18 protein-coding genes are annotated in these 25,093 nt (G+C 60.6%); 9 read left to right on the top strand and 9 right to left on the bottom strand.

Translation table 11 applies throughout. The features are described from left to right. Positions 1–48: 48 nt before the first annotated feature. The 4 genes from KB449_RS34860 to KB449_RS34845 all read right to left on the bottom strand — a co-directional run bounded on the left by KB449_RS34860 (position 49) and on the right by KB449_RS34845 (position 3,765). Complete coding sequence (locus KB449_RS34860) at positions 49–1,134, bottom strand: ABC transporter substrate-binding protein (protein ID WP_282913028.1); 1,086 nt, start codon at positions 1,132–1,134, stop codon at positions 49–51. 136 nt (positions 1,135–1,270) lie between these two features. Beyond that, positions 1,271–2,107 carry an ABC transporter permease gene (locus KB449_RS34855; protein WP_282913027.1) on the bottom strand — a complete coding sequence of 279 codons (837 nt, stop codon included), beginning with the start codon at positions 2,105–2,107 and terminating at the stop codon, positions 1,271–1,273. A gap of 16 nt (positions 2,108–2,123) precedes the next feature. Further along, positions 2,124–2,966: an ABC transporter permease gene (locus KB449_RS34850; RefSeq protein WP_282913026.1), complete on the bottom strand. Its 843-nt coding sequence runs from the start codon at positions 2,964–2,966 to the stop codon at positions 2,124–2,126. A 19-nt stretch (positions 2,967–2,985) separates the two neighbouring features. Then, positions 2,986–3,765 carry an ABC transporter ATP-binding protein gene (locus KB449_RS34845; protein WP_282913277.1) on the bottom strand — a complete coding sequence of 260 codons (780 nt, stop codon included), beginning with the start codon at positions 3,763–3,765 and terminating at the stop codon, positions 2,986–2,988. A 420-nt stretch (positions 3,766–4,185) separates the two neighbouring features. On the opposite strand from KB449_RS34845, the gene KB449_RS34840 reads away from it, so the two are divergent. Then, a complete protein-coding gene (locus tag KB449_RS34840) occupies positions 4,186–5,163 on the top strand; it encodes an aldo/keto reductase (protein ID WP_282913025.1) in 978 nt (325 codons plus the stop codon). Positions 5,164–5,396: 233 nt separating this feature from the next. After that, the gene (gene fumC / locus KB449_RS34835; protein WP_282913024.1) at positions 5,397–6,788 is read left to right on the top strand and encodes a class II fumarate hydratase; all 1,392 of its coding nucleotides are present in this window, start codon (positions 5,397–5,399) and stop codon (positions 6,786–6,788) included. Between the two features lie 1,015 nt (positions 6,789–7,803). On the opposite strand, the gene KB449_RS34830 is transcribed toward fumC, so the two are convergent. Next, positions 7,804–11,001, bottom strand: coding sequence for an MMPL family transporter (locus KB449_RS34830; protein ID WP_282913023.1), 3,198 nt, complete (start codon positions 10,999–11,001; stop codon positions 7,804–7,806). Further along, the gene (locus KB449_RS34825) at positions 10,998–11,480 is read right to left on the bottom strand and encodes a MarR family winged helix-turn-helix transcriptional regulator (protein WP_282913022.1); all 483 of its coding nucleotides are present in this window, start codon (positions 11,478–11,480) and stop codon (positions 10,998–11,000) included. The genes KB449_RS34830 and KB449_RS34825 overlap by 4 nt, the downstream gene beginning before the upstream one ends. A gap of 412 nt (positions 11,481–11,892) precedes the next feature. Between KB449_RS34825 and KB449_RS34820 the strand changes: the two genes are divergently transcribed. Genes KB449_RS34820 through KB449_RS34795 form a run of 6 tightly spaced genes read left to right on the top strand, consistent with a single transcriptional unit; the run spans position 11,893 to position 20,434 of the window. After that, a complete protein-coding gene (locus KB449_RS34820; RefSeq protein ID WP_282913021.1) occupies positions 11,893–13,017 on the top strand; it encodes a hypothetical protein in 1,125 nt (374 codons plus the stop codon). A gap of 32 nt (positions 13,018–13,049) precedes the next feature. Further along, entirely contained in the window at positions 13,050–14,585 is a 1,536-nt protein-coding gene (wsfD, locus tag KB449_RS34815) for a glycan biosynthesis hexose transferase WsfD (protein WP_282913020.1), read from the top strand. A 31-nt stretch (positions 14,586–14,616) separates the two neighbouring features. Further along, positions 14,617–16,212, top strand: coding sequence for a hypothetical protein (locus tag KB449_RS34810; RefSeq protein WP_282913019.1), 1,596 nt, complete (start codon positions 14,617–14,619; stop codon positions 16,210–16,212). Further along, a complete protein-coding gene (locus KB449_RS34805) occupies positions 16,199–17,449 on the top strand; it encodes a glycosyltransferase family 2 protein (RefSeq protein ID WP_282913018.1) in 1,251 nt (416 codons plus the stop codon). Before KB449_RS34810 ends, KB449_RS34805 begins: the two co-directional genes overlap by 14 nt. Positions 17,450–17,465: 16 nt before the next feature. Further along, on the top strand, positions 17,466–19,583 hold the full coding sequence (locus tag KB449_RS34800) for a cellulose biosynthesis cyclic di-GMP-binding regulatory protein BcsB (RefSeq protein ID WP_282913017.1): 2,118 nt from the start codon (positions 17,466–17,468) through the stop codon (positions 19,581–19,583). Beyond that, the gene (locus KB449_RS34795; protein WP_282913016.1) at positions 19,580–20,434 is read left to right on the top strand and encodes a diguanylate cyclase domain-containing protein; all 855 of its coding nucleotides are present in this window, start codon (positions 19,580–19,582) and stop codon (positions 20,432–20,434) included. Before KB449_RS34800 ends, KB449_RS34795 begins: the two co-directional genes overlap by 4 nt. Here the strand turns inward: KB449_RS34795 and KB449_RS34790 are convergent. Then, on the bottom strand, positions 20,431–21,408 hold the full coding sequence (locus KB449_RS34790; RefSeq protein ID WP_282913015.1) for an alpha/beta hydrolase: 978 nt from the start codon (positions 21,406–21,408) through the stop codon (positions 20,431–20,433). The genes KB449_RS34795 and KB449_RS34790 overlap by 4 nt on opposite strands. Positions 21,409–21,600: 192 nt before the next feature. Next, positions 21,601–22,176: a nitroreductase family protein gene (locus tag KB449_RS34785; protein ID WP_282913014.1), complete on the bottom strand. Its 576-nt coding sequence runs from the start codon at positions 22,174–22,176 to the stop codon at positions 21,601–21,603. A 244-nt stretch (positions 22,177–22,420) separates the two neighbouring features. Here KB449_RS34785 and KB449_RS34780 point away from each other — a divergent pair, with 244 nt between their 5' ends. Further along, positions 22,421–22,909: a hypothetical protein gene (locus KB449_RS34780; RefSeq protein ID WP_282913013.1), complete on the top strand. Its 489-nt coding sequence runs from the start codon at positions 22,421–22,423 to the stop codon at positions 22,907–22,909. A gap of 105 nt (positions 22,910–23,014) precedes the next feature. Here KB449_RS34780 and KB449_RS34775 read toward each other — a convergent pair whose 3' ends face one another. Next, positions 23,015–25,027, bottom strand: coding sequence for an elongation factor G (locus tag KB449_RS34775; RefSeq protein ID WP_282913012.1), 2,013 nt, complete (start codon positions 25,025–25,027; stop codon positions 23,015–23,017). Between the last annotated feature and the right edge of the window lie 66 nt (positions 25,028–25,093).

Below are 25,093 nucleotides of genomic sequence, written 5' to 3'. Positions count from 1 at the left end.
TGGCACCCTTAAGTGGCTTAAGTATCGCGAAAAAAGCGCCGTCTTCGGTTAACGCACGATCCACTCGTCGATGTTAAAGTCTTTCTTGGCCAGCTTTTCCGCGACGAGGAAGTCCTTGGACGCCTTGATGCGGCCGATTCCGTCTTCGGACAGCGCCTCGGCGGGCAGCGACTCGATCGGCTGGATCTCCTTCAGCACGTCGACCGGGGTGCCGGTCTGATCGGACAGCCATTGGTAATATTCGTCCGGCTTGGCCTTGAGGTCGTCATAGGACTTCTTGAGCGCTGCCGTCCAGACCGTCTGGAAGCCCGGGAATTTGCCGAGATAATCCTCGGTCGCATAGACGACGCTGACGCTGAGCAGACTCGGGATTTCCTTCGACTGCGCGAGCAGCGGGTTGCCCTGCTTCAGCAGCTTGTAGGCGGAGTAGTAGGTGCTCGTGATCGCATAGGCGTCGATCTCGCCGCGGAGCAGCGCCGCCTCGGTATCCGGGATGCTGTTGATGTTGATGACCTTGACGTCTTTATCGAGCTTCTTTTCCGCCAGGTAGCCGACGAGGAAGCGATACATCAGGGAGCCTTTGACGACCGCCACGGTCTTGCCCTTCAGCTCGTCGACGGTTTGTGCGCCGTCCTTGCGGCCGACCAGAATTGTGTTGACTTCGGTATTGGTAAAGTTGACGAGACGCGTCTTCGCGCCGGACGAACGGGCGAGCAGCGCCGGCGTATCGCCCGAGTTGCCGACGTCGACGCGGCCGCCGATGACCGATTCGTTCAAGTCGGGTCCGGTCTGGAACGGCACGAGCTTGACGTCCGTGACTCCATACTTCTTCAGTTCCTCCTGGATGATGCCGGTGTGGAAGCCCCAGCCCTCGACGCCGGCCGGCTCCTTCGTGCCGACGAAGCCATAGGTCAGCGAGGTCGTGTCGGCCGTCGCCGGAGCGGCGGATGCGGAAGACGTTGCGGAAGCCGAAGCGGCTGCGGAAGGCGCTGCCGAGCTGGAAGCCGCGTCGGAAGCGGCGTTGCCTTCGTTTTTGGCGCCGCAAGCCTGCAGCAGCAGCGTCGTCAGCAGCAGGGCGCCGAGTCCCAGGCGGCCTGCCGGATTTTTGATGAACGAAAGACGATTGTTAATCATGCGAAGTACCCCTCTCAAATGGTTGAAGCCGGAATGGTGGTCTTGCGAATAATGACTTAGCGCTATCGTTCGATGGCTAAGTGCGGCCAGGTTCGGCCAGATGCGGCCACTTGCGGCCAAATTCGGCCAGGTGCGGTCAATTGCCGCCGAAGCTGTCCCGCCAGCGGAGCAGCCTGCGCTCGATCGTCACGACGAGCGCGTCGATCAGCTTGCCGATGACGGCGAAGACGATGACGCCTACGAAGATGACCTCGGGCTGCGAGTTCGTCTGCGCGTGGCTCATCAGGAAGCCGATGCCGGTCTGCGAGCCAAGCAGCTCCGCGACGACCAGGGCCAGCCAGCCGTAGGCGATCGACAGCCGCAGTCCGGACAGGATGCCCGGCACGGAGGCGGGCAGGACCAGTCGGGTGAGCCGCTTGCCTCTCCCGAAGGACAGTACGCGCGCGACCTCGACCAGCTTGTTGTCCACGCTGCGTATGCTTTCCACCGTGCTCATGTAGAGCGGAAAAAAGGCGCCGAAGGCGATGATGACGATCTTGGACGTCTCGCCGAAGCCGAACCACAGAATAATGAGCGGCGCCGTCGCCAGGCTCGGCGTGAGACGCAGCAGTTGCATCGACGGATCGAGAATCTTGCGTACCGTCCGGGAAAAGCCGACCAGCGCGCCGAGCAGCAGCGCCGCGCCGGCGCCGTAAAGCACGCCGATCGAGGCGCGAAGGATGCTGTAGCCCAGCTGCTTGGGCAGTTCTCCGGAGACGGTCAGCCTGCCGAACGCTTCCGCGATGGCTGCAGGCGAAGGCAGCAGCAGCGGGTTGATGCGGCCTGCGGCTCCGAACCATTGCCACACGACCAGAATGACGGCGGGCAGCAGCGCGGCCGTCGTAAAGTGAATCCACGCGCGGCTCCTGCCATTCGCGACGCGCTTATTCGGACCCGCCACGCCGGCTCGCACCGCTTGCGCTTGCTGGCTCAATTGCTTTCCCCTCCTTTCATCCGTCATGAACTTCGCGCCAGGCCAGCAGTCGGCGCTCCGCGAACAGCACGACGGAATCGGTTATTTTGCCGAATAAAGTGAACAGCGCGATGCCCACGAAGACCGTCGGCGTATCGCTCATCGCCCTCGCGTCCATCATCAGAAATCCGAGTCCGGAGCTGGCGCCCATCATCTCCGCGACGACCAGGCTCACCCAGGCGATCGCGAGCGACAGCCGGATGCCGAGGATGATGCCCGGCACGGTCGCCGGCAGCACCAGCCGGACGATCTGCTTGAAGCGGCTGTAGCCGAGCACGCGCGCCACTTCGAACAGCTTGTTGTCCGTATTGCGGATGCCGAGGAACGTATAGATGTACAACGGGAAAAAGCAGCCTTTGGCGATCAGCAGTACCTTGGACGTGTCGCCGATGCCGAACCAGAGCACGAACAAGAAGGTGACCGAGATATGCGGGATCATCCGCACCATCTGGACCGTCGAATCCAGCAGCCGTTCGACGCTCCGCGACAGTCCGACGAACAGGCCGAGCAGCAACCCGAGCCCGGCGCCGAGGCCGAAGCCGGCGAATGTCCGGTACAGGCTGACGCCGAGATTTTCAAACAGGACGCCCGAGTTCCACAGCCATACGAACGATTCGGCAATGACCCGTGGCGTCGGGAAAAGCAGCGGAGAAATCAGCTCCCTGTCCCCCAGCCACTGCCAGACGAGGAGCACGGCCACGGGGAGTGCCGCACCCCAAGCGAAGTCGGCCCATTTTTTCCGGTAGCTTCCCGTTTTTCCCGGCGATCGTCTGCGCTTCGCGGACGCTGCCGCGGGCAGATCGGCTTGATCGACGCTCATGAATAGCCAGCCTCCTTCCTCATATGCCCGCCCCCGACTCGCCCCAGGACAGCTCCTCGATACGCTCGAACTCGCTCAGCACCTTGTACCGCAGCTCCTGGAAGGCGGTGCTGGACTTTTTGCGCGGGTACGGCAGTTCGACCTTGATCCGTCCGCGGATCTCGCCGGGTCTCGGCTTCAAAATAACGATCTGGCTGCCGAGGAATACCGCCTCGTCGATATCGTGCGTGACGAAGATCATCGTCGTGCCGTTGCGCTTCCAAATGTCGAGCAGCACCTCCTGCATATGCGCTCTCGTGAAGGCGTCCAGGGCGCCGAAGGGTTCGTCGAGCAGCAAAATTTTCGGATTGCGCAGCAGGGCTCTCGCGATCGACACACGCTGAGCCATGCCGCCCGACAGCTCCTTCGGATACGCTTTTTCGAACCCCTGAAGCCTCACGAGCTCGATGAGCTCGTCGACCTTGCGCCGGACGCCCGCATCCCGCAGCGACAGGTCCGCGGCGATGTTCTTCTCCACCGTCAACCAGGGGAACAAACGCGGCTCCTGAAAGATAAAGCCCTTGTCGATGCCGGGACCGGCGATCGGCTCCCCCTCCAGCAGGACGCTGCCCTGAAATCCCGTATCGAGCCCCGCAACGATCCGCAACAGCGTGCTCTTGCCGCAGCCGCTCGGCCCGATAACGGTGACGAAGTCCCCCTCCCTGACATCCAGCTCGATATGGTGGAGTGCCTGCACGAATTTGTTGTCCGTTCTGAAGCTCTTATTTAGATCTTTGATCGCAAGCAGCGTAGCTCCGATGATAACCACTCCTTTCTACCGGCCCCGGTCATTCGTCGATGGATGAAAAAAGAGACACCTCCGAACAGGAACGATGCAAGATCGCCCGATGCTTGGGGATGCCTCCGATTGTACGGTCAGCATGCTTGTTATAAGAGTCGCTTTTTTCGAATTCGACATTAAACAAAGTAATCCAGTAGGTTTAACTTAAAATTCTTGAGTGTACTTTATCACCGCGCTTCGGGATTGTCAATTCATTTTTAGATGAGAAAAAAGCTTATATTTACGAGGGTTATGGGGCTTTTAGAGAGTAGCGACAGAAAATTCGCAGTGCCGTTCGCGATTGTATATTCCTAGTTATTAAGTATGATTTCGAGTTTTAATTTCCGCGCGAATCCGTTATGATGCGGTGAGAAAGACAAGCCGAAGGAGGAATGCAAGATGGAGTACAAGAGACTCGGACGCACCGGCCTGCAAGTATCGCGCCTATGCTTGGGATGCATGAGCTACGGCGTTTCGGATCGCGGGACGCATCCGTGGACGCTGGACGAGACGCGCAGCCGCCCGTTTATAAGTAGGGCGCTGGAGCTGGGCATCAACTTCTTCGACACCGCCAACGTGTATTCCGACGGCACAAGCGAAGAGATCGTGGGGAGGGCGCTCAAGGACTTCGCGCGACGCGACGAGGTCGTGATCGCGACCAAGGCGCACGGGCGCATGCGGCCGGGACCGAACGGCGCGGGGCTGTCGCGAAAGGCGATCCTGGGCGAAATCGACAACAGCCTGCGCAGGCTCGGCACCGACTACGTGGACCTGTACCAGATCCACCGCTGGGACCCGCATACGCCGATCGAGGAAACGATGGAAGCGCTGCACGACGTCGTCAAGGCGGGTAAAGCGCGCTACATCGGCGCTTCGTCCATGTATGCATGGCAGTTCCTGCAGGCGCAGCATGCGGCGGAGCGCGGGGGCTGGACGAAGTTCGTCAGCATGCAAAACCATCTGAACCTGTTATACCGCGAGGAGGAGCGCGAGATGCTGCCGTTGTGCGAAGCGCTGGGCGTAGGCGTCATTCCGTGGAGCCCCTTGGCCAGGGGACGACTGACGCGCGACTGGGACGAGCCGAGCGAGCGGTCCGAATCGGACGCCTTCGGCAAGACGCTCTACCGCTCGGCGGTCGAAGCGGACCGGGCGGTCGTGGCGCGCGTCGCGGAGATCGCGGCTACCCGCGGCGTGCCGCGCGCGCAAGTCGCGCTGGCCTGGGTCGCGCAAAAGTCCGTCGTGACCGCGCCGATCGTCGGCGCCACGAAGCCGCATCACCTGGACGATGCGGTCGCAGCGCTGTCGCTGCAACTGACGGCGGAAGAGATCGCCGCGCTTGAGGAGCCGTATGCGCCGCATGCGGTGCAAGGTTTCTGATTCGGAGCGGCGATAAAACAGCCAAAACCGTTTAGGCATTCCGCCCGAACGGTTTTTTCATTTGGAACCGCGGGGACGAACTATTATAATGAAAGACGTGATGTCAAAAACGGCTCGCGGTCCGCTCCGGCGAACGCGGCCGCTTTTATCGGAAGACGGTTCAGCCCAAGACGCGGAGGTTATTCCCGCCAGGGCGGACCCTAACTCATAAGGGCGCAGGAGGAGAATCAGCAATGGAATTCCGGATTGAACGCGATACGATGGGCGAGATTCAGGTGCCTTCGACCGCCATGTGGGGCGCGCAGACCGAGCGCAGCCGCCAGCACTTCAAGATCGGCACGGAACGGATGCCCAAGGAATTGATCACGGCGTTCGCCCAATTGAAGAAGGCGGCCGCGCAGGTCAACCATAAGCTGGGCAAGCTCGACGCCGATAAGAAGGACGCGATCGCAACCGCCGCCGACGAGATCGTCACCGGCGAATGGGATGCCGAGTTCCCGCTCGTCGTCTGGCAGACGGGCAGCGGCACCCAGTCCAACATGAACGTCAACGAAGTCATCGCGCGGCGCGCCAATCAGCTGCTTGAAGCGAAGGGCTCGGACAAGCGCGTTCACCCGAACGACGACGTGAACAAGTCGCAGAGCTCCAACGACACTTTCCCTACGGCCATGCACGTTGCGAGCGTGGTCGCGGTCGACGAAGTGCTGCTCCCGGCGCTCGCCGAGCTGAAGGAAACGCTGCGCGCGAAATCCGAAGCGTTCATGGATATCGTGAAAATCGGCCGTACCCACCTGCAGGACGCGACGCCGATCACGCTCGGCCAAGAGATCAGCGGCTGGCACGCGATGCTGGACAAGACCGAGCAAATGATCCGCAGCAGCGCGCAGACGCTGAAGGAGCTGGCGATCGGCGGCACGGCGGTCGGCACCGGCATCAACGCGCACCCGGCGTTCGGCGACGGCGTCGCCCAGGCGCTGAGCGAAGCGACCGGCGGCAAAGGCTTCGTCAGCGCGCCGAACAAGTTCCATGCGCTGACGAGCCACGACCAATCCGTGTTCGCCCACGGCGCGCTGAAGGCGCTCGCGGCCGATCTGATGAAGATCGCCAACGACGTGCGCTGGCTCGCGAGCGGTCCCCGCAGCGGCATCGGCGAGATTACGATCCCTGAGAACGAGCCGGGCAGCTCCATCATGCCGGGCAAGGTCAACCCGACTCAGGCCGAAGCGATCACGATGATCGCCTGCCAGGTCATGGGCAACGACGCGACGATCGGCTTCGCGGCTTCCCAAGGCAACTTCGAGCTGAACGTGTTCAAGCCGGTCATCCTGAACGCGTTCCTCCAGTCGGTCCGCCTGCTCGCGGACGGCATGCGCTCCTTCAACGAGCACTGCGCCGTCGGCATCGAGCCAAACCGCGAGGTACTGAGCCGCAACCTGGAGCAATCGCTCATGCTCGTCACGGCACTCAACCCGTATATCGGCTACGAGAACGCCGCCAAGATCGCCAAGCTGGCGCACAAGGAAGGCCTCACGCTCCGCGAAGCCGCCCTCAAGACCGGCCTGCTGACGGACGAGCAGTTCACCGAATACGTGAAGCCGGAAGACATGATTCACCCGAAGGAATAGCATAGCCTCCCCGCTCTCGGCTTGTCATTTGACGCGCCGGGAGCGTTTTTGCACCATCGGACCGTGACCGCACGCAGCCGGAGCACCGCTCGCCCTTCATGTACATTTTCTGTGCACCATCGCATCGTGACCGCACACGGCCGCTCCCCGCTCGCCTTTCATGCACATTTTCTGTGAACCATCGCACCGTGACCGCACACGGCCGCTCCCCGCTCGCCTTTCATGCACATTTTCTGTGCACCATCGCATCGTGACCGCACATGGCCGCTCCCCGCTCGCCCTTCATGCACATTTTCTGTGCACCATCGCATCGTGACCGCACACGGCCGCTCCCCGCTCGCCCTTCATGCACATTTTCTGTGCACCATCGCATCGTGACCGCACACGGCCGCTCCCCACTCGCCGTCATGCACATTTTCTGTGCACCATTGCACCGTGACCGCACGCAACCGCCCCCCGCTCGCCTTTCATGCACATTTTCTGTGCACCATTGCATCGTGACCGCACGCAGCCGCTCCCCGCTCGCCTTTCATGCACATTTTCTGTGCACCATTGCATCGTGACCGCACGCAGCCGCTCCCCGCTCGCCTTTCATGCACATTTTCTGTGCACCATCGCACCGTGACCGCACGCAGCCGGAGCACCGCTCGCCCTTCATGCACATTTTCTGTGCACCATCGCCTCCCTCTCTCGTATCGCCGATACGCCGACAGTTGCGGACACACCGTCCGTTATTTCTCCCTATTGGGCAGCCTGCAGGCGGTTTGCGGACCGAGGATCTCTTATTTACTCCAAAACCTGCGATTAATAAGGCAGCAAGGCGGGATAACGGAACTGTGGTCCGCAACTACGCCTATTCGCCTTCTTTGGCAAGAATAGCGGATTTCCTGTCCAAAAACTCGTGAGCAGCATGGGCAGATCAAGTGCAGACTCCCCTCCGTATAAAAAGAAAGAAGCCCCGTCGCCGGAGCTTCCTTCGATCATTAGCGCAGCTTATATTTAATCGTCCTAAACCTCAAGCGTCGTGCGATACCCGACCGATTGCGCTGTCGCCGCCAGCGGACGGCGCCCTCCGGCCCATGAACGGCCACCAGTTCGCCTCGCCGAACGTGCGCACCATGACCGGCACGAACAGCGGCAGCACGATGACCGCGTACAGGAACAGCCCGCACAGCACCATCGTCGCGATCTGCAGCAGCGACATGACGCCCGACGGCAGCATCGCCGCGAACGTGCCGCCCAGGATGAGCGCGGCAGACAGGATGACGGTGCCCATGTTCCGCATCGCCTTCAGGATCGCTTCCTGCGGCGGCAGGTCCCGGTATTCGCGGAACCGGTCCATCAGGAAGATGCTGTAGTCGACGCCAAGCGCGATCAGCAGCACGAAGCCGAAGAACGGAACGGTCCAGCTCGTGCCCGAATGCCCGAGCATCCGCACGAAGATGAGCTCCGTAATCGCGAGCGACGTGTAGTACGTCCCGAGCAGCGAGATGACCAGGTAGATCGGAATGACGATCGACCTGAACATGAAGATCAGGATCAGACCAATACCGATCAGCATGAGTACGACCGTCCGCGAGTAGTCGGCGGAGGAGATCTCGTGCAGATCGTTGTTGGCGCTGGTGACGCCGCCGATCTCGTGGTTCGAGCCGGCGGCATAAGCCGTGCCCTTCAAGCCGCGGTCCACCGCTTCCTGCAGCGGATCGATCAGCTTCATCGTCTCGAGCTCGTACGGATTGCCCGAGAAAATGACGTCGAACGTCGTGATCTTGCGATCCTTCGAGGCGTAAACGTCCAGCGCCTGCTGGAAGTCCGTACGCTGAATCGCATCCGCCGGGATGAACCAGCCGCTCAGGTCGCTGTCCGATGCCGAGGACAGCTCGCCGATGTAGTCCTGCGCCGACTTCAGGCCGCCCGACACCTGGTCGAGGCCGCTCACGCTCTTATCCAGGCCGCTCGTCAGCTCGCCCAGCTGATCGTTCAGCTGCGCGAAGCCGGCGCCGAGCTGCTGCTGGCCGTCCGCCAGCTTGTCGAGTCCGCCGGTCACGCCGGGCAGCTGTCCGACGATCTGGCCCTGCCCGTCGGCAGCCTGCTGCAACCCGCCCTGCAGGGAAGCGATGCCCGTGGACAGCTTCGCAAGTCCTGCCGACAGCTGCGCCTGGCCGTCCGCCGCTTGCGACAGGCCCGCGTTCGCTTGCTTCAGCCCCGCCGCAGCGCCGTCCAGCTTGGCGTTCAGCTGCGACAGCCCGCCCGCAAGCTGCGAGGCGCTGGATTGCAGCTGGCCGAGCGAAGCGACCGCCCGCTGGTAGTCCGCATCCGAAGCCAGCTCCGGATACTTATCGCCTAATCCGCCGATGCCCGTGCCCAGATCGGCAAGACCGTCCGCCAACTTCTTCTGCTTGGCGGCAATGTCGCCGTAGCCGGCGCCAAGCTGAGCGAGCCCGCTCGCCAGCTGCCCGTAGCTCGCCTCCAGCTTGCGGCTCGCGGCCAGCAGCCGATCGGCGCTCTTCTTCGCCTGCGCGGCGCCTTGCCGGAGCTCGCCGGCACCGGCCGTGCCGCTCTTCAGCCCCTTCTGTACGGTCTTCAGGCCGCTCTCCAGCTGAGCGATGCCGCTCTTCAGCGACTGCGTGCCCGCCACGAGCTTGTCGGCGCCCTCCGCCGCCCCGCTGAGCTTGGATGCATTCGCGCTCAGCGACTTGCTCGCGTCGGCGAGTCCCTTGGACACCTGGCCGATGCCTTCGGCGCCTTGGTCGAGCCCGTTGCCGAGCGTGTCGACCTGCGACGTCACCTGAAAATCCTTGGGCGCCTCGCCCGTAGGCCGCGTCGCGCTCCGAACCGCCTTGACGCCGTCGACGCCCGCCAGCTCGCGGCTCACGCGTTCGATCATCGCGAGCCCTTCGGACGTGTCTATCGCCTTGTCGGTCTTGAGCACGACCGTCGTCGTCAACGACTCGCCGGGCCCGAAGCTGTCCGCGATGACATTAAAGCCCTTGACCGATTCGTAGCGGTCGCCGATCTCGTCAAGCGAGTTAAAGGAAATCGAGCCTTTATAAATAGAAAGAAACGGCGCCAGCACGATGGCCAGCACGAGCAGCGACCAGAGCGGCCGCTTCAGCGAGAAGCTGCCCATGGCGCCCCAGAAGCCGCTCGGCTTGTGCTCGAGCGAGCCCCGCGTCGGCCAGAAGATGGCTTTGCCCAGCACCGCCATAAAAAACGGCACGAGCGTTACAAGCGCGATCAGCAGCACCGCGACGCCGACGGCAACCGCGACGGCCGACTGGTACAGGCTGAACGTGGAGAAGCCGATGCAGGCGAAGCCGACGAGCACCGCCAGACCGGCGTACATGACGGTTTTCCCCGCGGTCCGGTACGTCGTCAGAATGGCCCCGATCTTGTCGCCGCCGTTGTGCGCCAGCTCTTCCTTGAACCTGCTGATGAGCAAAATGCAGTAGTCCGTGCCGATGCCGAACATGACCGCGACCATGAAGATCTGCGTGAAGTTCGACAACGGAAAATCGAGATATTTCACCAAATAAGAAACGACCGACTGCGCCGCGATGTAGCTGATCCCGACGGTGAGCAGCGGAATGAAGGGCGCGATCGCGGACCTGAACACGAGGAACAAAATCGCCAGAATGAAGATGACCGTGATGTACTCCGTCTTGTGCAGCCCTTCCTGGGAGCTCTGGACGACGTCCTCCTGGATGATCCAGTTGCCGGTATAGTAGTGGTCGACCTTAACGTCGGCTAGCGCATCCGATAGGTCCTTCCGCACGTCCGACAGTTCGCGTCCGCCCGTATCGACAGAGAGCAGGGCGAGCACGGTCTTGCCGTCCTTGGACACCATCTGGTCCTTGAGCTCGGCCGTATCAAAGTGCGTCGTAACCGAGACGATGCCAAGCTTCTCTTTCTCGAACTCCAGCTTGTCGATGCCCGCCTTGATCTCGGACATCTGCGCATCGGTCAGCGCGGCGTCGCCGTGAAAGACGAGCACGGTCGAGTTCCCGCTGCCGCCTTCGCCGTCGCCCGCACGTTGCGCATCCCGCTCGTGCAGCAGCTCGCTCGCATTCGTCGACGTATAGCCGTCCGGAACGGTGATTTGCCCCTTTTCCCGCACCAGATCCGCCATATTCGGCGCCGTCAGCACCAGGCCGGCTACGACGACGATCCAAAGCGCGAGCACCGCCCATCTGAATTTCACGATGCTTCTCATGAATGGCCACCGCCCCTCTCCTCGGAAGCCTGGCTTCCGCTATCCATGACGGCGCGCGCCAGCTTCTCGTAGGTCTCTATGAATTGATCGGCTTCGGCCTCGTCGAACACCGACACGTATGCGCCGAGCAGCGATCCGATCCGCTCGTTCAGGTCGGCGGCCAACCGCCCGCCCGCCTCCGTCAACCTTAAGTGCAAAACCCGCCGGTCCTTATCGTCCGGGCTTCGCACGATCAGGCCTTTGTCCACCAGTCGCGTCACGATCGCCGTAATCGAGCTCTTGCCCACGCAGAATACGTCGGCCAGCTCGGTCGACGTGCAGTCGTCGCGCGCCTCTAAGTACTGAATGATCGCGAACTGATCCAGCGTCAGATCGCCGGGCATCTCGTCCCGCAGAAGCGCGGTCATGCGCCGATTGACGGTAAACATCGCAGCCTTGTAGCGCTCGATGAGACCGTTAAGCTTCGGTCCGGTCAACAATCGTATCACCCTCTAATAATTCGATAATTGAATTGTTTGACTATCGAACTATATCATCCGTTCCATTTAACGTCAATCTCCCTTTATCGCGCTCCGCCTTCAAACCCGAATTACCAAATTGTTTATCGTTACGAAATCAAAGGTATCATCTAAAATACTTTCTATAGACCTAAAATAGGTATATTGGATTATTTTTCTAGCCAAATATTGGTTATATAATCTTATGTAACTAAAATTTCGACATTTTCGTCTATCAAACGTCATTATTCATCATCCCTTAATCCTTTCGGCTTAAAATATGTCAAACCATGAAAAGATGATTCCGAATGCCGTCGTAAAGACAAGTTCCCTGTGGTAATTATTGTAGAAAACCATGCGACCGATTGTGTCGGGACAGGAGCGCTGCGACAAAATGATTATTCGACTCCTCGCCATACTCGGCTTGTGCGTAGCGATACTGTCCGGATGCGAAAAGGGGGCGACGCCGACGGGCAACGAAGCTGCGAGCCCGTTGCCGCCTCACAGGTACGGCGCCTCCGCGACATACGACGAGGGACGCGCCGCACTCGAAGCGTTCATCGACAGCCGTCTGACGGGTCCCGACGGCATCTATACGAATCTGCTCGAGACCACGCAGGACGGCGAAGCGGCGAGCGGCCACGAAATCTTGAGCGAGTCGGCCGGACTGTTAATGCGCTACGACGCGCTGAATGGCCGACGACAGTCGTTTGCAGAGGCGTGGAGCCGCGCCAAAGCCCTGTTCGACATGGACGCGTCGTTCAGTTACCGCTATGGCCCGCTGGCGGACCGGCGCTATCCCGTCAATGCCGCTGTCGACGACCTGCGCATCATTCGCGCGCTCTACGAGGCGGGCGCCATGTTTAAGGACGACGCCTATAAGTCCGAAGCGGACCGTTACGGGCAGCGCTTCTACGCCTATAACGTCAAGGACGGACGGCTCTATGACTTTTATGACGAGACGTACAAGACGACCAACGATTTTGTGACCTTGTGTTATATCGATCTGAAGACGCTCGGGATGCTGGACATTCCGGACGGCGACAAGAAGCTGCTGCTCGAAAACGCCCGCCAAACGGCTGAAGACGGCTACCTCGGCGACGCTTTTCCTTTTTACGAGACGCGCTACGATTACGGCACGGGCGAATACGCGTCTCCCCAGGACATCCGGACCGTCGAATCCCTGGTGACGATTCTGCACTTGTCCGAGGCCGGGCTCGCGCATCCCGAGAGCGTCGCGTACATCAAGAAACAAGTCGGCGCGGGCACGCTGTTCGGTACATACAACCGGTCCGGCGAGGCCAAGGACGACGTCCGCTCGACCGCGATCTATGCGCTTGCCGCCATGATCGGGTCCGCCGCGGGCGACAAGGAACTGTATGAACAGGCGATGGCGCGAATGAACGAGCTGCGAACGACGGGAACCGGCGGGCCGCTAGACGGCGGCTTCGGCGACCCTGCGACGGGCCAGGCCTACTCGTTCGACAATCTGACGGCTCTGCTGGCTTACGCGTATTAGACAGCCTGTTGGCCAGGGAAGGAGAGGAGAATATGCGCCGATCGGAAATGCCGGGCACGCGGGCAATCGCCGCCTATTGGAAACGCGTTTTCAGAGCGGCGGCCCGCTACGCTTCTCCCTCTTTGCTCGCGGCCGCCGCGGTGCTCGCGATCACGGCGGCCGCCTTGTTCGTCAAGCCTTATATCGGCATGGCCGATAACGGAGACTACTTCCGCATTCTGTACAGCAACGGCATTTACTTCAACGCGCCGGATTACGACAGCCAGTACTTCGGATACTTCGTCAAGAATTTCGGCATTTTTCAATATTTTAACGAGAGCGGCACCATGTTGTCCTCGTCACAATCGCTGTTCGTGCGTTTGGCGCTCCAACTGAACGTCTGGTTCATGAATGACAGGACGTTCGATATTCGTATCCAAGCGGCCATTTATTTATTCCTTTACGCCGCCGCCGTCTATCTACTTGTCGAGGCCCTGACCTGGGGAGCGCCTCGCAAGAGAGGATATGCCATCGCCGCCATCGCGGTTTTCATCTTTGGAGATACGGCTTACACGGCCTATTTCAACTCTTTTTACGGCGAATCGTTGATGTTGATTACGGCACTATACGTGCTCGCCTCAGGCCTCCTGATCTACCGGAGAAGGTTTAACGATTACGCGATGCTCGCCGTCTTTGTGGTCAGTGCTCTGCTGCTCACGACGAGCAAGCAGCAGAACGCGCCGTTTGGCGTTCTGATCGCCCTTTTCGGCATTTTCTTACTGTTTGCAAGAAGACGCCGCACTTACCGAATCGGCGCCGCTTCCGGCTTGATCCTGCTGCTTACGGCCAGCATCGCCTCCTACGTACTCATCCCGCAGGAGTTCGTCAACATTAACAAATACCATGCCATGACGAGAGGCGTACTGCCGGATTCAAGCGATCCGGAGCAGTCGCTTAAGGGCATGGGTATTGACCAACAATACGCACTGCTTAGCGGCACTATCTATTACGAAACCTATACGACGATCGACGTCAACTCTGACATGATGTTGACGGAGTTCTACGGCAAATTCGGCTTCGGTAAAGTGCTTGCCTATTATGCCGCACACCCGGACCAAGCCGTCCGCATGCTGAACCTCGCCGCCAAAAATGCGTTTAACGCGCGCCCCCAAGCGATGGGCAATTACGAAAAGTCGGAGGGCCGCGCTTTCGGCGCTCAAACCCACTTCTTTACCCTGTACGCGACGCTGAAGCAGTCGCTAGCCCCAAAAACATTCGGCTTCGTCTTTTTGTGGGCAATCGTTATTGTCGGTTTATATATGCCGTCCTTCGTCTCTGCCGTCCGGTTCAAGAATCGAAGACAGTCGCTTAGGCTTCCTCTGCTGCTGATGATGATCTGTCTGGGCCTTGCAGGCATGGCGGTCTCGATCCTAGGCGCGGGGGACGCCGATCTGGCCAAGCATGAATTCATGTTCACCTTCGTCTTCGACCTTGTGACTTTTATGACAATCGCGGACGCGATTCTCGGAAGTCTCTGGCGCAACGTGCCGTTTCGCGGCGAAGCCGAGCACGCGACAACGGCTGCCTAAGCCAACTATCAGTCAAGGAGGTCGAGTATTCATGCGCAAAAAAAATGTCTTGGCCTTCACAGCGACGCTGATTCTCTGGATATTCGCATCGTCATGCTGGACTCTCGGCGTCCGGCCTGTAGCGGCAATGGAAACTGATGAACGCCCCGTGCTCCTCCTCTACGACAGCCTGGCCGTCTCGACCGCGCGCGAAGGCAATATCGAGACGCTCGAGCGGCTGTTCGCTGCCTACGGCGTACCGGTCGTCGCGATGTCCATCGACAGCTATGCCAGCGGCATGCTGGAGAATTACGTCCGCGTCGCGTTCGTGCGAAACGTGATAGATCTTGCGATCTCCAACGAAATATTTTTAAGGGATCTGTCGGCCTACGGCGGAGACTATCTGCAGATCGGCGGCAGCGACCTCCCGGCCCGCGCGCGTGCGAAGCTGGGTATCTCGATCGAAGTCGCGCCCCCCGACGCGTTCTCTCTCAAAGTCGGAGATTACGGACAGACGTTGCCCGTCGTCCCGGATTTAGACAGGATCGCTGGGACCTCAAGCGAAGCCAAAACCTACGGCAGTCTGTCCTCCGTCGGCGGCGGCAATCACTCGCCGTATGCCGCATACGCGGACGGGTACGCTTACGCGAGCTATCTGGCGAGGGGTAGCCTGACGGAAATTGCGCTTGCCTACGTCCTAAAGGACTGGCTGCACGCCGCCGATCCCTACGGTACTTACCTGTTTGTCAAGGAGATCTACCCCTTTTCCGACCTGGAACTGCTGAAGACGCTCGCCGACAAGCTTTATGAATCCGGCGTTCCCTTCGTAGCCAGCGTGCGTCCCGTATTCTACAACACGGACTATCCGGCGATGCAGCGCTACCTTCGTGCGCTGCAGTACGTTCAGTCACGAAACGGCAGCATCGTGATCGACGCGCCCGCTGCCGCGAACGCGTCGAGGAATGTCGGAGATCCCCTCCACGAAAAAATGAACAACTTTATCGAGCTGCTCGCGGAGAACGGCATCGCGCCGCTCGGCATGGGCGCCAGCCTGTTCTGGACGTACGATAAGGCGAATGCTTCGCAGGGCATGTCCTTTTTCGATTCGGTCTTCCTTGAGCCGAACGAAGAGGGGCAGCAGACCACGCCTGCCGGCATGTCGAAAGCCTTCGCGTTCTCAACGTACGCGATCCCGTTCGCGCAGTTCGCGTCCTATGAGCATCCGGAAGCCGTCCTGAAGATGCCGATGCCGGTGAATCTGGCCCTTTCCTTCGACCTGTCGAAGGACGCGGCAGCGATGGAGGACATCGTCGGCGCTATCTCCCGCAGCTGGATCCCCTTCGCGGATCTGAAAAGCGGGACGCACGCGGTACACACGGACAGGCTGGCGATTCAATCAACTAACGGCAGCCTATTGGTTAACGGCACGCCACTCGATTTGAGCATGAGAGTGCAGAAGGTGGAAGAAGATTATGCCTATACGGCTTCTGCGAAAACCAGCTTTGCCAAACTATTCAGCATTCAAAACCAGATCCTGATGGTCATCATCGGCACATCTCTTGCAATTTTCGGTCTGTTTTTCTTTATCGGCTACCGCCGCTACAAACGAAAATTTTTATATCCCGGAGGCCGAAATGACTCCCTATGACATTCTTATGCTTATCTCCGTTATATGCATCTGGTCGCTTCTCCTGGTGAATGTCGTTTTAATCATAGCCGGCTATCTCTTTTATTTACAGACCGATCGTGAGCCCTTGCCGGGGCTCCCCGAGATTCCGCCGTTCGTATCAATCATGGTACCCGCCCACAATGAGGGCATGGTCATCGTAAAAACGGTAGAATCGCTGCTCGCCCTGAATTATCCGCACGACCGGTACGAGATCATCGTCATCAACGATAATTCATCGGACAACAGCAGCGAGCTGCTTTCCGGCCTTCAGCGCCGGTACACGGAAAGAAATCTGATCGTCATCAACACCGACAAGGTGACCGGCGGCAAGGGGAAATCCAATGCGCTCAACATCGGTTTCGCGCAAAGCAAGGGCGAACTCATCGCCATTTACGACGCGGATAATACACCGGAGAAAACCGCGCTGACCTACCTCGTCGCCGAGATTATGGCCGATGCCAAACTTGGCGCGGTCATCGGCAAGTTTCGCACCCGCAACCGCAATGCGAGCCTGCTCACGCGCTTCATCAACATCGAGACGCTCTCATTTCAATGGATGGCCCAGGCAGGGAGATGGAAGCTGTTCAAGCTCTGCACGATACCGGGTACGAACTTCATTATGCGCAGGCATATCGTCGAGGAAATCGGGGGTTGGGATGTCAAGGCGATTGCCGAGGATACGGAGATCAGCTTCCGGATCTACTTGATGGGCTACCGGATCAAGTTCCAGCCTAAATCGGTGACCTGGGAGCAGGAGCCCCAGACGGTCAAAGTATGGTTCAAGCAGCGGTCACGCTGGGCGAAGGGCAACGTATATGTTATCGTCAAAAATTTCCCCCTGCTCTTCAACCGAAAAGCGGCCCGCATTCGCTTCGATATCCTTTACTTTGTCGCCATCTACTTCTTGCTGGTCAGTTCACTGATCGTATCCGACCTGCTCCTTATCCTGCATACACTAGGCTACGTAAAGACGACCATTGCCGGGTTCAGCTCGTTTCTGTGGATGCTGGCGATCACGCTGTTCGTCGTCGGCACCTACATTACACTGATTACGGAAAAGGGCGAGATGAAGCTGTCGAATCTCTGGCTGATCATGCTAATGTACGTCACCTATTGCCAGATGTGGATGGTCGTCGCTGCGTACGGACTTTACAACTACTTTAAAGATCAGATTTTCAAGCGCGAGGTTAAATGGTACAAAACCGAAAGATTCTAAGCGAGGAGGAAGCTGTGTGAAAAAAGGTCTCATATTGTTCATGCTGCTGTGCCTCGCCGCTGCCGCGACGGCTCCCTATGCGGCCATTGCCGCGGAGCCGGGCGTCAACTCGGGTGCCACGCCGCGCGCCACGTCCTACACGACGCCGATCTCCGATACGGACACGACGCTGGACGGCAACGTTTCGTACAAACAGCAATTTTTCCAGGTACCCGCCTATTGGAAGGTCGGGCAGGTCAAAGTCGCCTTGGACTACAAGGCTTCGCCGCTGGCGCAGGACAAGCTGTCCAGCGTCACGATCAGCGTCAACGGGACCGCCGTCACGTCGTTCCGTCCGGTCGCGAGCGAGAGCGCCAGACAGCGAATGGTCGTCGAGGTTCCCGCCTCGGCATTAATCGAGGGCACCAACACGCTGACGATCCAGGGCCATATCGTGTCCGGGGAGGAGCAGGTGCAGATCTGTACGCCGACCTATTATGCGGATAAATGGTTCCAGATTTATAAAAGCTCCAGCATCATCGTCGGCTACACGCCGCTGCCGCTCGCGAACGCCATCGCGGACTTCACCGCCCGGTTCACGGGGCTAGACACGATTGCCCGTCAGGACAACGCGATCGCCGTCCCCAAGGATGCCAATGCCTCGGAGCTCGAAGCGGCCGTCTATGCGCTATCGGGCCTGGCTAAGTCCGGCGGCGCCGGTACGAAGGGCGTTCCGCTGCTGGCCTATGGTATCGACGACAACGATATCGCGGGCAAAAAGCTGGTCGTGGCCGTCGCCATGCGCGATCGGCTCCCGGCAGCTCTCCGGGCGCTGATCCCGAATGCCGCGCTCGGCGACAAAGCCGTCATTCGCCTGGTAGACGCGAGCGGTCAGCCGACGCTCGTCGTCACCTCCGACAATGCCGGTCTGCTCGTCAAGGCGGGCAGGCTCATCGGCAACGCCTCCTTGCTTGAACAGCTCTCCGGTCCCGTCAAGGAAGTGACCGAGAACACGGAGGTCGCCTCGCCGGCCTCGAACATTACGAAGATCGTAAGCCTGACCGACGTCGGCGACCAGATTACGGGCGTCAACCACCGGACCAAAGATTACTTTGTAGCGCTGCCGGCCAACCGGTCGGTCGCCGAGGCCAGCAAGCTGAGCCTGCAATTCCGCTACGCCAAAAACCTGGACTTCGACCGGTCGCTGGTCACCGTCCTCGTCAACGGCAAGCCGATCGGCAGCAAAAAGTTGACCGAGGCGCTCGCCGACGGCGACAGCCTGAACCTGACGATACCGAAAAACATGAATCTGTCGGGCAACTTCACCATAACGGCCGCGTTCGATCTGGAATTGAAAAACAGTGCCTCCTGTGCGCTGCCGCAGGATCAGATGCCGTGGGCATTCATCGACGCCGACACGGTGCTGCAGCTGAATACAAAGGATCGTACCGAGCTACTGTTCGGTAATTATCCGTATCCGTTCTTGCGAGATGGCATTTACAATCAGGTTGGCGTTGTGCTACCCGATAAACCTGACGCCAATACGTATCGCACAATCGGCAATCTGTTCAACCTGCTCGGCCGATATGCAGAGAGCAACACCGGCGAAGTCCGGTTCTTCGGGGCAGGAGCTTCCGTGGACGAACTGAAGGAACTCAACGTGATTGCAATCGGTTCTTATTCGGACAACAAGGTGATCCGGGATGCCAACGATCATCTGTACTTCAAGTACAACGCCGCCGGTACCGGATTCGAGTCGAACGAAAAGCTTAGCATCGAGGAAGACTACGGAAAACGTATCGGCTCGCTGCAACTGATCGTGTCCCCTTACGAGGCAGGCCATAGCATGCTGGCGGTCACTGGAGCGGACTCTCAAAACGCGTTTCTGGCGTCCAAGCTCATGTCGAGCGAGGAGACGATGTGGAAGTTATACGGCAACGGCGACGGCGCCGTGACGGACAAAGATGGGGTCGTTCACGCCTACCGCTTCAAGGTCGTGGCCGCGCCGGATCAGCCGTCCGCCGTGTCGGAAATTCTGGATCGCAGCGACGTGCTGGCCTTTACCGCAGCGGCCGTCTCCGTCCTGCTGCTCGTCCTGCTGTCCCTGATTCTGCTGATTCGCAAGCACCGCCGGAAAAGGAGAGATCTTAAATGAGACGCGACCAGAGCAGCCTCATGTCGGATGGCGCCTATTTGCTTCTTTTTATCTTCTCCTTCGTCGCCATCGTCTATATGGCGGGCGATCCGGACCGTTATATGTACAACATCATCTTCTTGAACGCGGCTTTTCTGATCGCGATCATCACCTATTTCACGAACGTCACCGCAGGCTTGATCCTGAACATTCTGTTCATCTTCGGCTACGGCACGTTTACGTTGTACCGCACGGTCGTCGAAGGGGCGACGGTTAGCGCCCAGAACTACGTCTGGCTGGTGCTGACGCCGCTGCTGACGTTGATCACCTGGATGATTACGATGGCCAACCGACGCCTGCAGGAGGACAACGAGCGGCTCCAGAAGCTGAATCAATCGCTGGCGACGATGGACGAGCATACCGATCTGAAAAACAACCTGTCGTTCCAGAAGGACGCGACGGTGTTCATGGCCCTATCCCAACGCTACAAGATGCCGCTTACCCTGCTGATCGTCAGCGTGAAGTACTGGGACGAGATCAAGCGCATGATCAGCCGAGACCAGATGACCCAGACGATCTACAACGTGAGTCAGCTCAGCCAGACCAGCATCCGGACCAACGACTCGCTGTATATGCTGAACGCCGACAATCCGACCTGGGGCATGCTGCTGTTCACCGATCGCGAGGGCGCCAACGTCGTGATCGACAGACTCCGGCAGCGCGCGCGGGAGATGAACGAAACGACGGCCGGCACCCGTCTCAAAGTAGAGCTGATCCTGAAGATCGGCGCCGTCGAATTCAGTCCGGAGGAGACGGCCACGCCGCTTGAGTTCATCGCCCAGGCCCGCAAGCAGCTGGAGTACGACGTCTAGACTTCCCCGGAGGACGTCATCCGCACGGTCTCGGGACTCAGATGCCGGGAGAGGAACGCCAGCACCTCTTCCTTGTATGCCTCCGGATCCGTCGTATACGCGGACCCATGCTGCGCGCCGGGCACGATCAGCAGCGGCTTGTCCGGGGGCGCCGCGGCATCGTGCAGCTTGTGGACCATCTCCGTCGGCACGAAGGTGTCGCTGGCCCCGTGAATAAAAAGGATCGGCCGCTGAGCCTTGGATACCTGTCGGACGACGGACGCCTCGCCGAAGAAGTAACCGGCGCGGAGACGGCATACCAGGCTTGTGAGCGGCAGAAGAGGAAACGGCGGCAGCTTGTACATCCGCCTAAGCTGATACGCGAGGATATCCTTGACGGAGCTGTACGCGCAGTCGGATACGATGCACTTGACCTGAGGCGGCAGCGTTTCGCCGCTCGTCATGAGCACGGTCGCGCCGCCCATGGAAATGCCGTGAAGCACGATCTGGGCTTCCGTGCCGACCCTGCGTACCAGCTCGCCGATCCAGCGCGCATAGTCTTTGCGTTCGTGCCAGCCAAAGCCGATGTACCGTCCCTCGCTATGCCCGTGTCCGCGGGCGTCCGGCATGAGGACATGGTAGCCCGCCGCATGATATTCGCGCGCGAAGGCGGCCATGTCTTCGCCTTGCCCGGAATATCCGTGCGCGAGCACGACGGCGCGGTGCGACGCGTCGGCAGCCGGCAAATAATGCGCGCGCAGCTTGAGCCCGTCGAACGAAGTGATCTCGACCAGCTCGAAGGGTTGGCCGGCGTACCAGGCTGCCGCGGAATGCCAGCTCGACGCTTCGTTTTCCGGCAGGCTGGGATCGGCGCCGAGAAAGCCTTTGCTGCTTCGCGCGATCGCCACCCGGTACAGATACAGGCAGACAAGCGCGAGCGCGAGCGCAAGCACAGCGCAAGCTGCCACGACGCACCACAGAACGACTTGAGTCATCAGGCGCCTGCCTCCTTTCCGGTTGTGCGTCGAGCGGATGAGATAAAGAGAGCCTCGCCCAGTGAGCCTTTGACCAGGGAGAGACGAGACTGTGTCCGTGCGAAAAGCCGCAGTTATAAGTTACGCACCAGCCTCTGCAATCATACATAAGGCTTCTGCATGCGCACGCGCTCGCAGAAGCCTTATGTCGTATTACTGCTCGATCCAGCGCGTCTTGTCCGTGCCCGGGACCCGGACAGCGGCCGGCGCATTCATGTCCGGATAACCGATATAGATGAAGCCCACGATCTCTTCGTTCCCCGTCAGTTCAAACGCCTTGACCATCTCCGGATGCCCGAGGCCGTCGCCGGTACGCCAGACTGCGCCGAGGCCCGCGTTATACGCGGCCAGCAGCAGATTTTGCACGGCGGCATGCGCGGCGGCGCGCTCTTCCCACAGCACTGCGCGCGGATGGTCCACCGCCGGCGAGCTTACGGCAACGATGACGACCGGCGACCGCAGCGCCTTGGCTTCTTCGCGGGAGAGACGGTCCGCACGGTCCTGCTCGCTCATGCCGGCGACCGCAGACGCCGCCATTGCCGCGTATGCACGGCCCAGTAGGCCTCTGCCTTCGCCGGTCAGGACGACGAACCGCCAAGGCTCGGTCTTGTGATGACTTGGCGCCCACGTCGCCGCCTCGATGACCTGCTCGATCAATTCGCGGGCGACCGGCTCGTCCTTAACTTTGCCGATGCTGCGGCGCCCTTTAATCGCTTCTAAAAGCTCCATGTAACAGATGCGCTCCTTTGCGTTCCATAGGATGGAATCCTTGTTTTTATGCCCCTTTGATCATAACCCGTTGCGCGCCTCCGCTTCAAATCGCGGCACGCCCGGTTCATCCGGCGAGAATCGGCGATACGCACTCGGTTTAGGAAGAGTACTGAGCAGCGAGTCTTTTTTTCATGTAAAATGGGAATTGACCCTAACAACGTTCGGAAATCTAGGAACCCGGGGTCGGGAGGCTGGAGGATCGATGACCTTACCTGATCAACCGTCAGCATTGTCCAAGGAAGAGCTCGCCGGTCTGCTCGGCCAGCGTCTTAAGCATACGAACGACGTACACGCGCTTAGTGCAGACACGTCCGGCGCCAAGCCAAGCGAGCCTGAATCTTCGCGCCGTGATTCGGCCCCGGCGGCCGGCGATCCGGCGGCTCTGCGCGCCGAGGCTTCTTCGGCAGCCGACGGAGGCGACGATCTGCGCATGGTGCTGGATCACTGGGAACGTACCGTCGCGAGTTTGCAGCTGGAGCTGATCGAGCTGCGCAGCCGCGTAGCCCGCCTGGAGCAGCAGCTTGGCGAGGAGACCGCCCGCCCTGCGCCCCCTCCGGCCGGTGGCCCGCCGGGCGATGCCGGCCGCGCCGTTACGGCTCCGAAGGCGCCTGCGAACGATGTCTCCCGTGCCGAGGACGAGCCGGCGCTCTCGCGCGTGCGTACGTACCGCTCTAAACGCGGCTGGTTCTAGCATTCTGGCATGCGCCTGTCGCTTTCACCCTGCCTCTTCTCCTACGATTCGTGCCGGCGCAGCCCGCTTGCCGCAGCCACCCTGCCGGCCAAAGCTGCACGCGCGCTACATCGCCGTCAGCGCGCTGCGCGCCGCCAGGATGAACTTGGCTTGGTCCAGCGGATTCACGCCCGAGCGCTTGCGCTGAACCGCCACGTCCGCCGGCGCTTCCTGATAACCCGCGAACGAGGCGGACAATACGCCGCGCCCTTTGGTCATCGAGCCCAGCCTCGCGGGGAAATCCAGCGAGTCGGCCACGGGCAAGCGGCCCTCGATCTCCATCCGCTCTCCCGACGGCTCGGGCGCGCCGATAACCGCACGCATCAGCAGCAGCTCGTTCATCAGCTTGCCCGCGAATTCCGCCGGGACCGACAGCTTGAACTTGAGCACGGGCTCGAGCAGCCGCGTACCCGTACGCGCCAATCCGTCCATAATGCCCATCGGCGTCGCGATGACGAAGTCGAGCGGGTGCGTATGCCACACATGATGCTCCCCTTCGATCAGCGTGACCTTGAGATCCGTAACCTCCCAACCCAGCAAACCTTGCCGCAGCGCCTCCGGCACACGCCGCGCCACTTCGTTCTGGTAGCTGTCGAGCAGACGCTCGCCGCGCTCCTTGGACACATAGACAAGCCCGCTGCCGCGAGGAAGCGGCTCGATGAGGAAGCGGAGGATCGCCCAGCACGGCTTCGGCGCCAGATACGCGACATAGCCCTCGCCTGCGCCGGCGGGCGTTTCCTTATAAATGACGGACGGCGGCCCGAACGTCACCGCCAGGCCGAACCGGCTTTGCAGCACGCTGGCCAGCACCTCCGTCTGAATCGGCCCCATTACCTTCAGATGCAGCTCGCGCTCGTCCTGCATCCACTGGAGCGCGAGCGCAGGATCCTCGTCAGCCAGCTCCTGACAGGCCGCCACGACGGCGGGGTACTCCGCCTCGGACCGCCAGAACGCCTGCACCGTCAGCAGCGGCACCGCGAGCTGCCGGGCGCCGGGCACGCCGCCCGGCGAGCCGACGATATCCCCGATGCGCGCCCGGCTCCATCCGCAGACGGCCGCAATGTCCCCGGCCTCCAGTACGCCGACGTCTTCCCACCGTTTGCCGTCCGCTTTGCGAATCTGCGTGATCTTGTCCCCCGTCCCCTCCGCGCCGCCGGCTATCACGTCGCGGTTCGCGATCGTCCCGCCGTAGAGCCGCACGTAAGCGATCCGCCCCATCGTCGGATCTCGCTCAAGCTTGAAGACGACGCCCGACACGTCGCCCGCAGGATCGCCGGCCGGCGGCGGCAGCAGCTCGACCATCGCGTCCATCAGCTCCCGCACGCCTAGCCCCCGCGCCGACGCGCCGAACAGGACCGGATACAGCTCGCTCCGGCGCGCGCCATCGCTTAGCGAGGCCTTTACGTCCGCAGCGGGTAAGCTCCCTTCCTCCAAGTAACGCATCAGCAGCGCCTCGTCGCGCTCCGCCGCCGCCTCGGCCAGCATCTGACCGAACGCAGCCGCCCATTCGGACTTTTCGCCGTCTCCTCCCCCCAGAAGATCGATCGTCCCTTGGAAGCCGTCCTCGCTCCCGACCGGCGCTTGAATCGGCACGGCGGCCGGCGAGAGCAGCCTGCGGATCTGCCGGAGGACGCCCTCCGGATCCGCGCCCACGCGGTCCATCTTGTTGACGTAAAGAATCGTCGGAAGCTGCAATTCGCGCAGCGCCTGCCAGACGACCTCCGTCTGAGCCTGAACGCCTTCGGCGGCGGATACGATCAGGATCGCGCCGTCCATGACCCGCAGCGAGCGCTCGACCTCCGCCAAAAAATCGACGTGGCCCGGCGTGTCCACCAGGTTGACGTCGATGCCCTGCCACGCAAAGCGGGTGACCGCCGCGCGGACCGAGATGCCGCGAGCCCGCTCGACTTCGAGCGAATCCGTCTGCGCAGTCCCGTCGTCCACGCTGCCTGCCGCGCGGATACGGCCGCTCGCGAACAGCATCTGCTCGGTCGTCGTCGTCTTGCCGGCGTCGACATGCGCAAAGATGCCGATGTTGCGCCGCCTTGCTTCCTTCCCCTGCTGAGCCGTTGCCGTCATGACGTGCATCTCCTCCGCTGTCTCTTGCCTCCATTTTACCGCATGCAGTACCGCCCGCAAGCACAG

It is taken from the genome of Cohnella hashimotonis (assembly GCF_030014955.1).
Taxonomy (GTDB): domain Bacteria; phylum Bacillota; class Bacilli; order Paenibacillales; family Paenibacillaceae; genus Cohnella; species Cohnella hashimotonis.
Note: the sequence above shows the minus strand (reverse complement) of the source record. Positions and strands in the feature narration are given on the sequence as shown.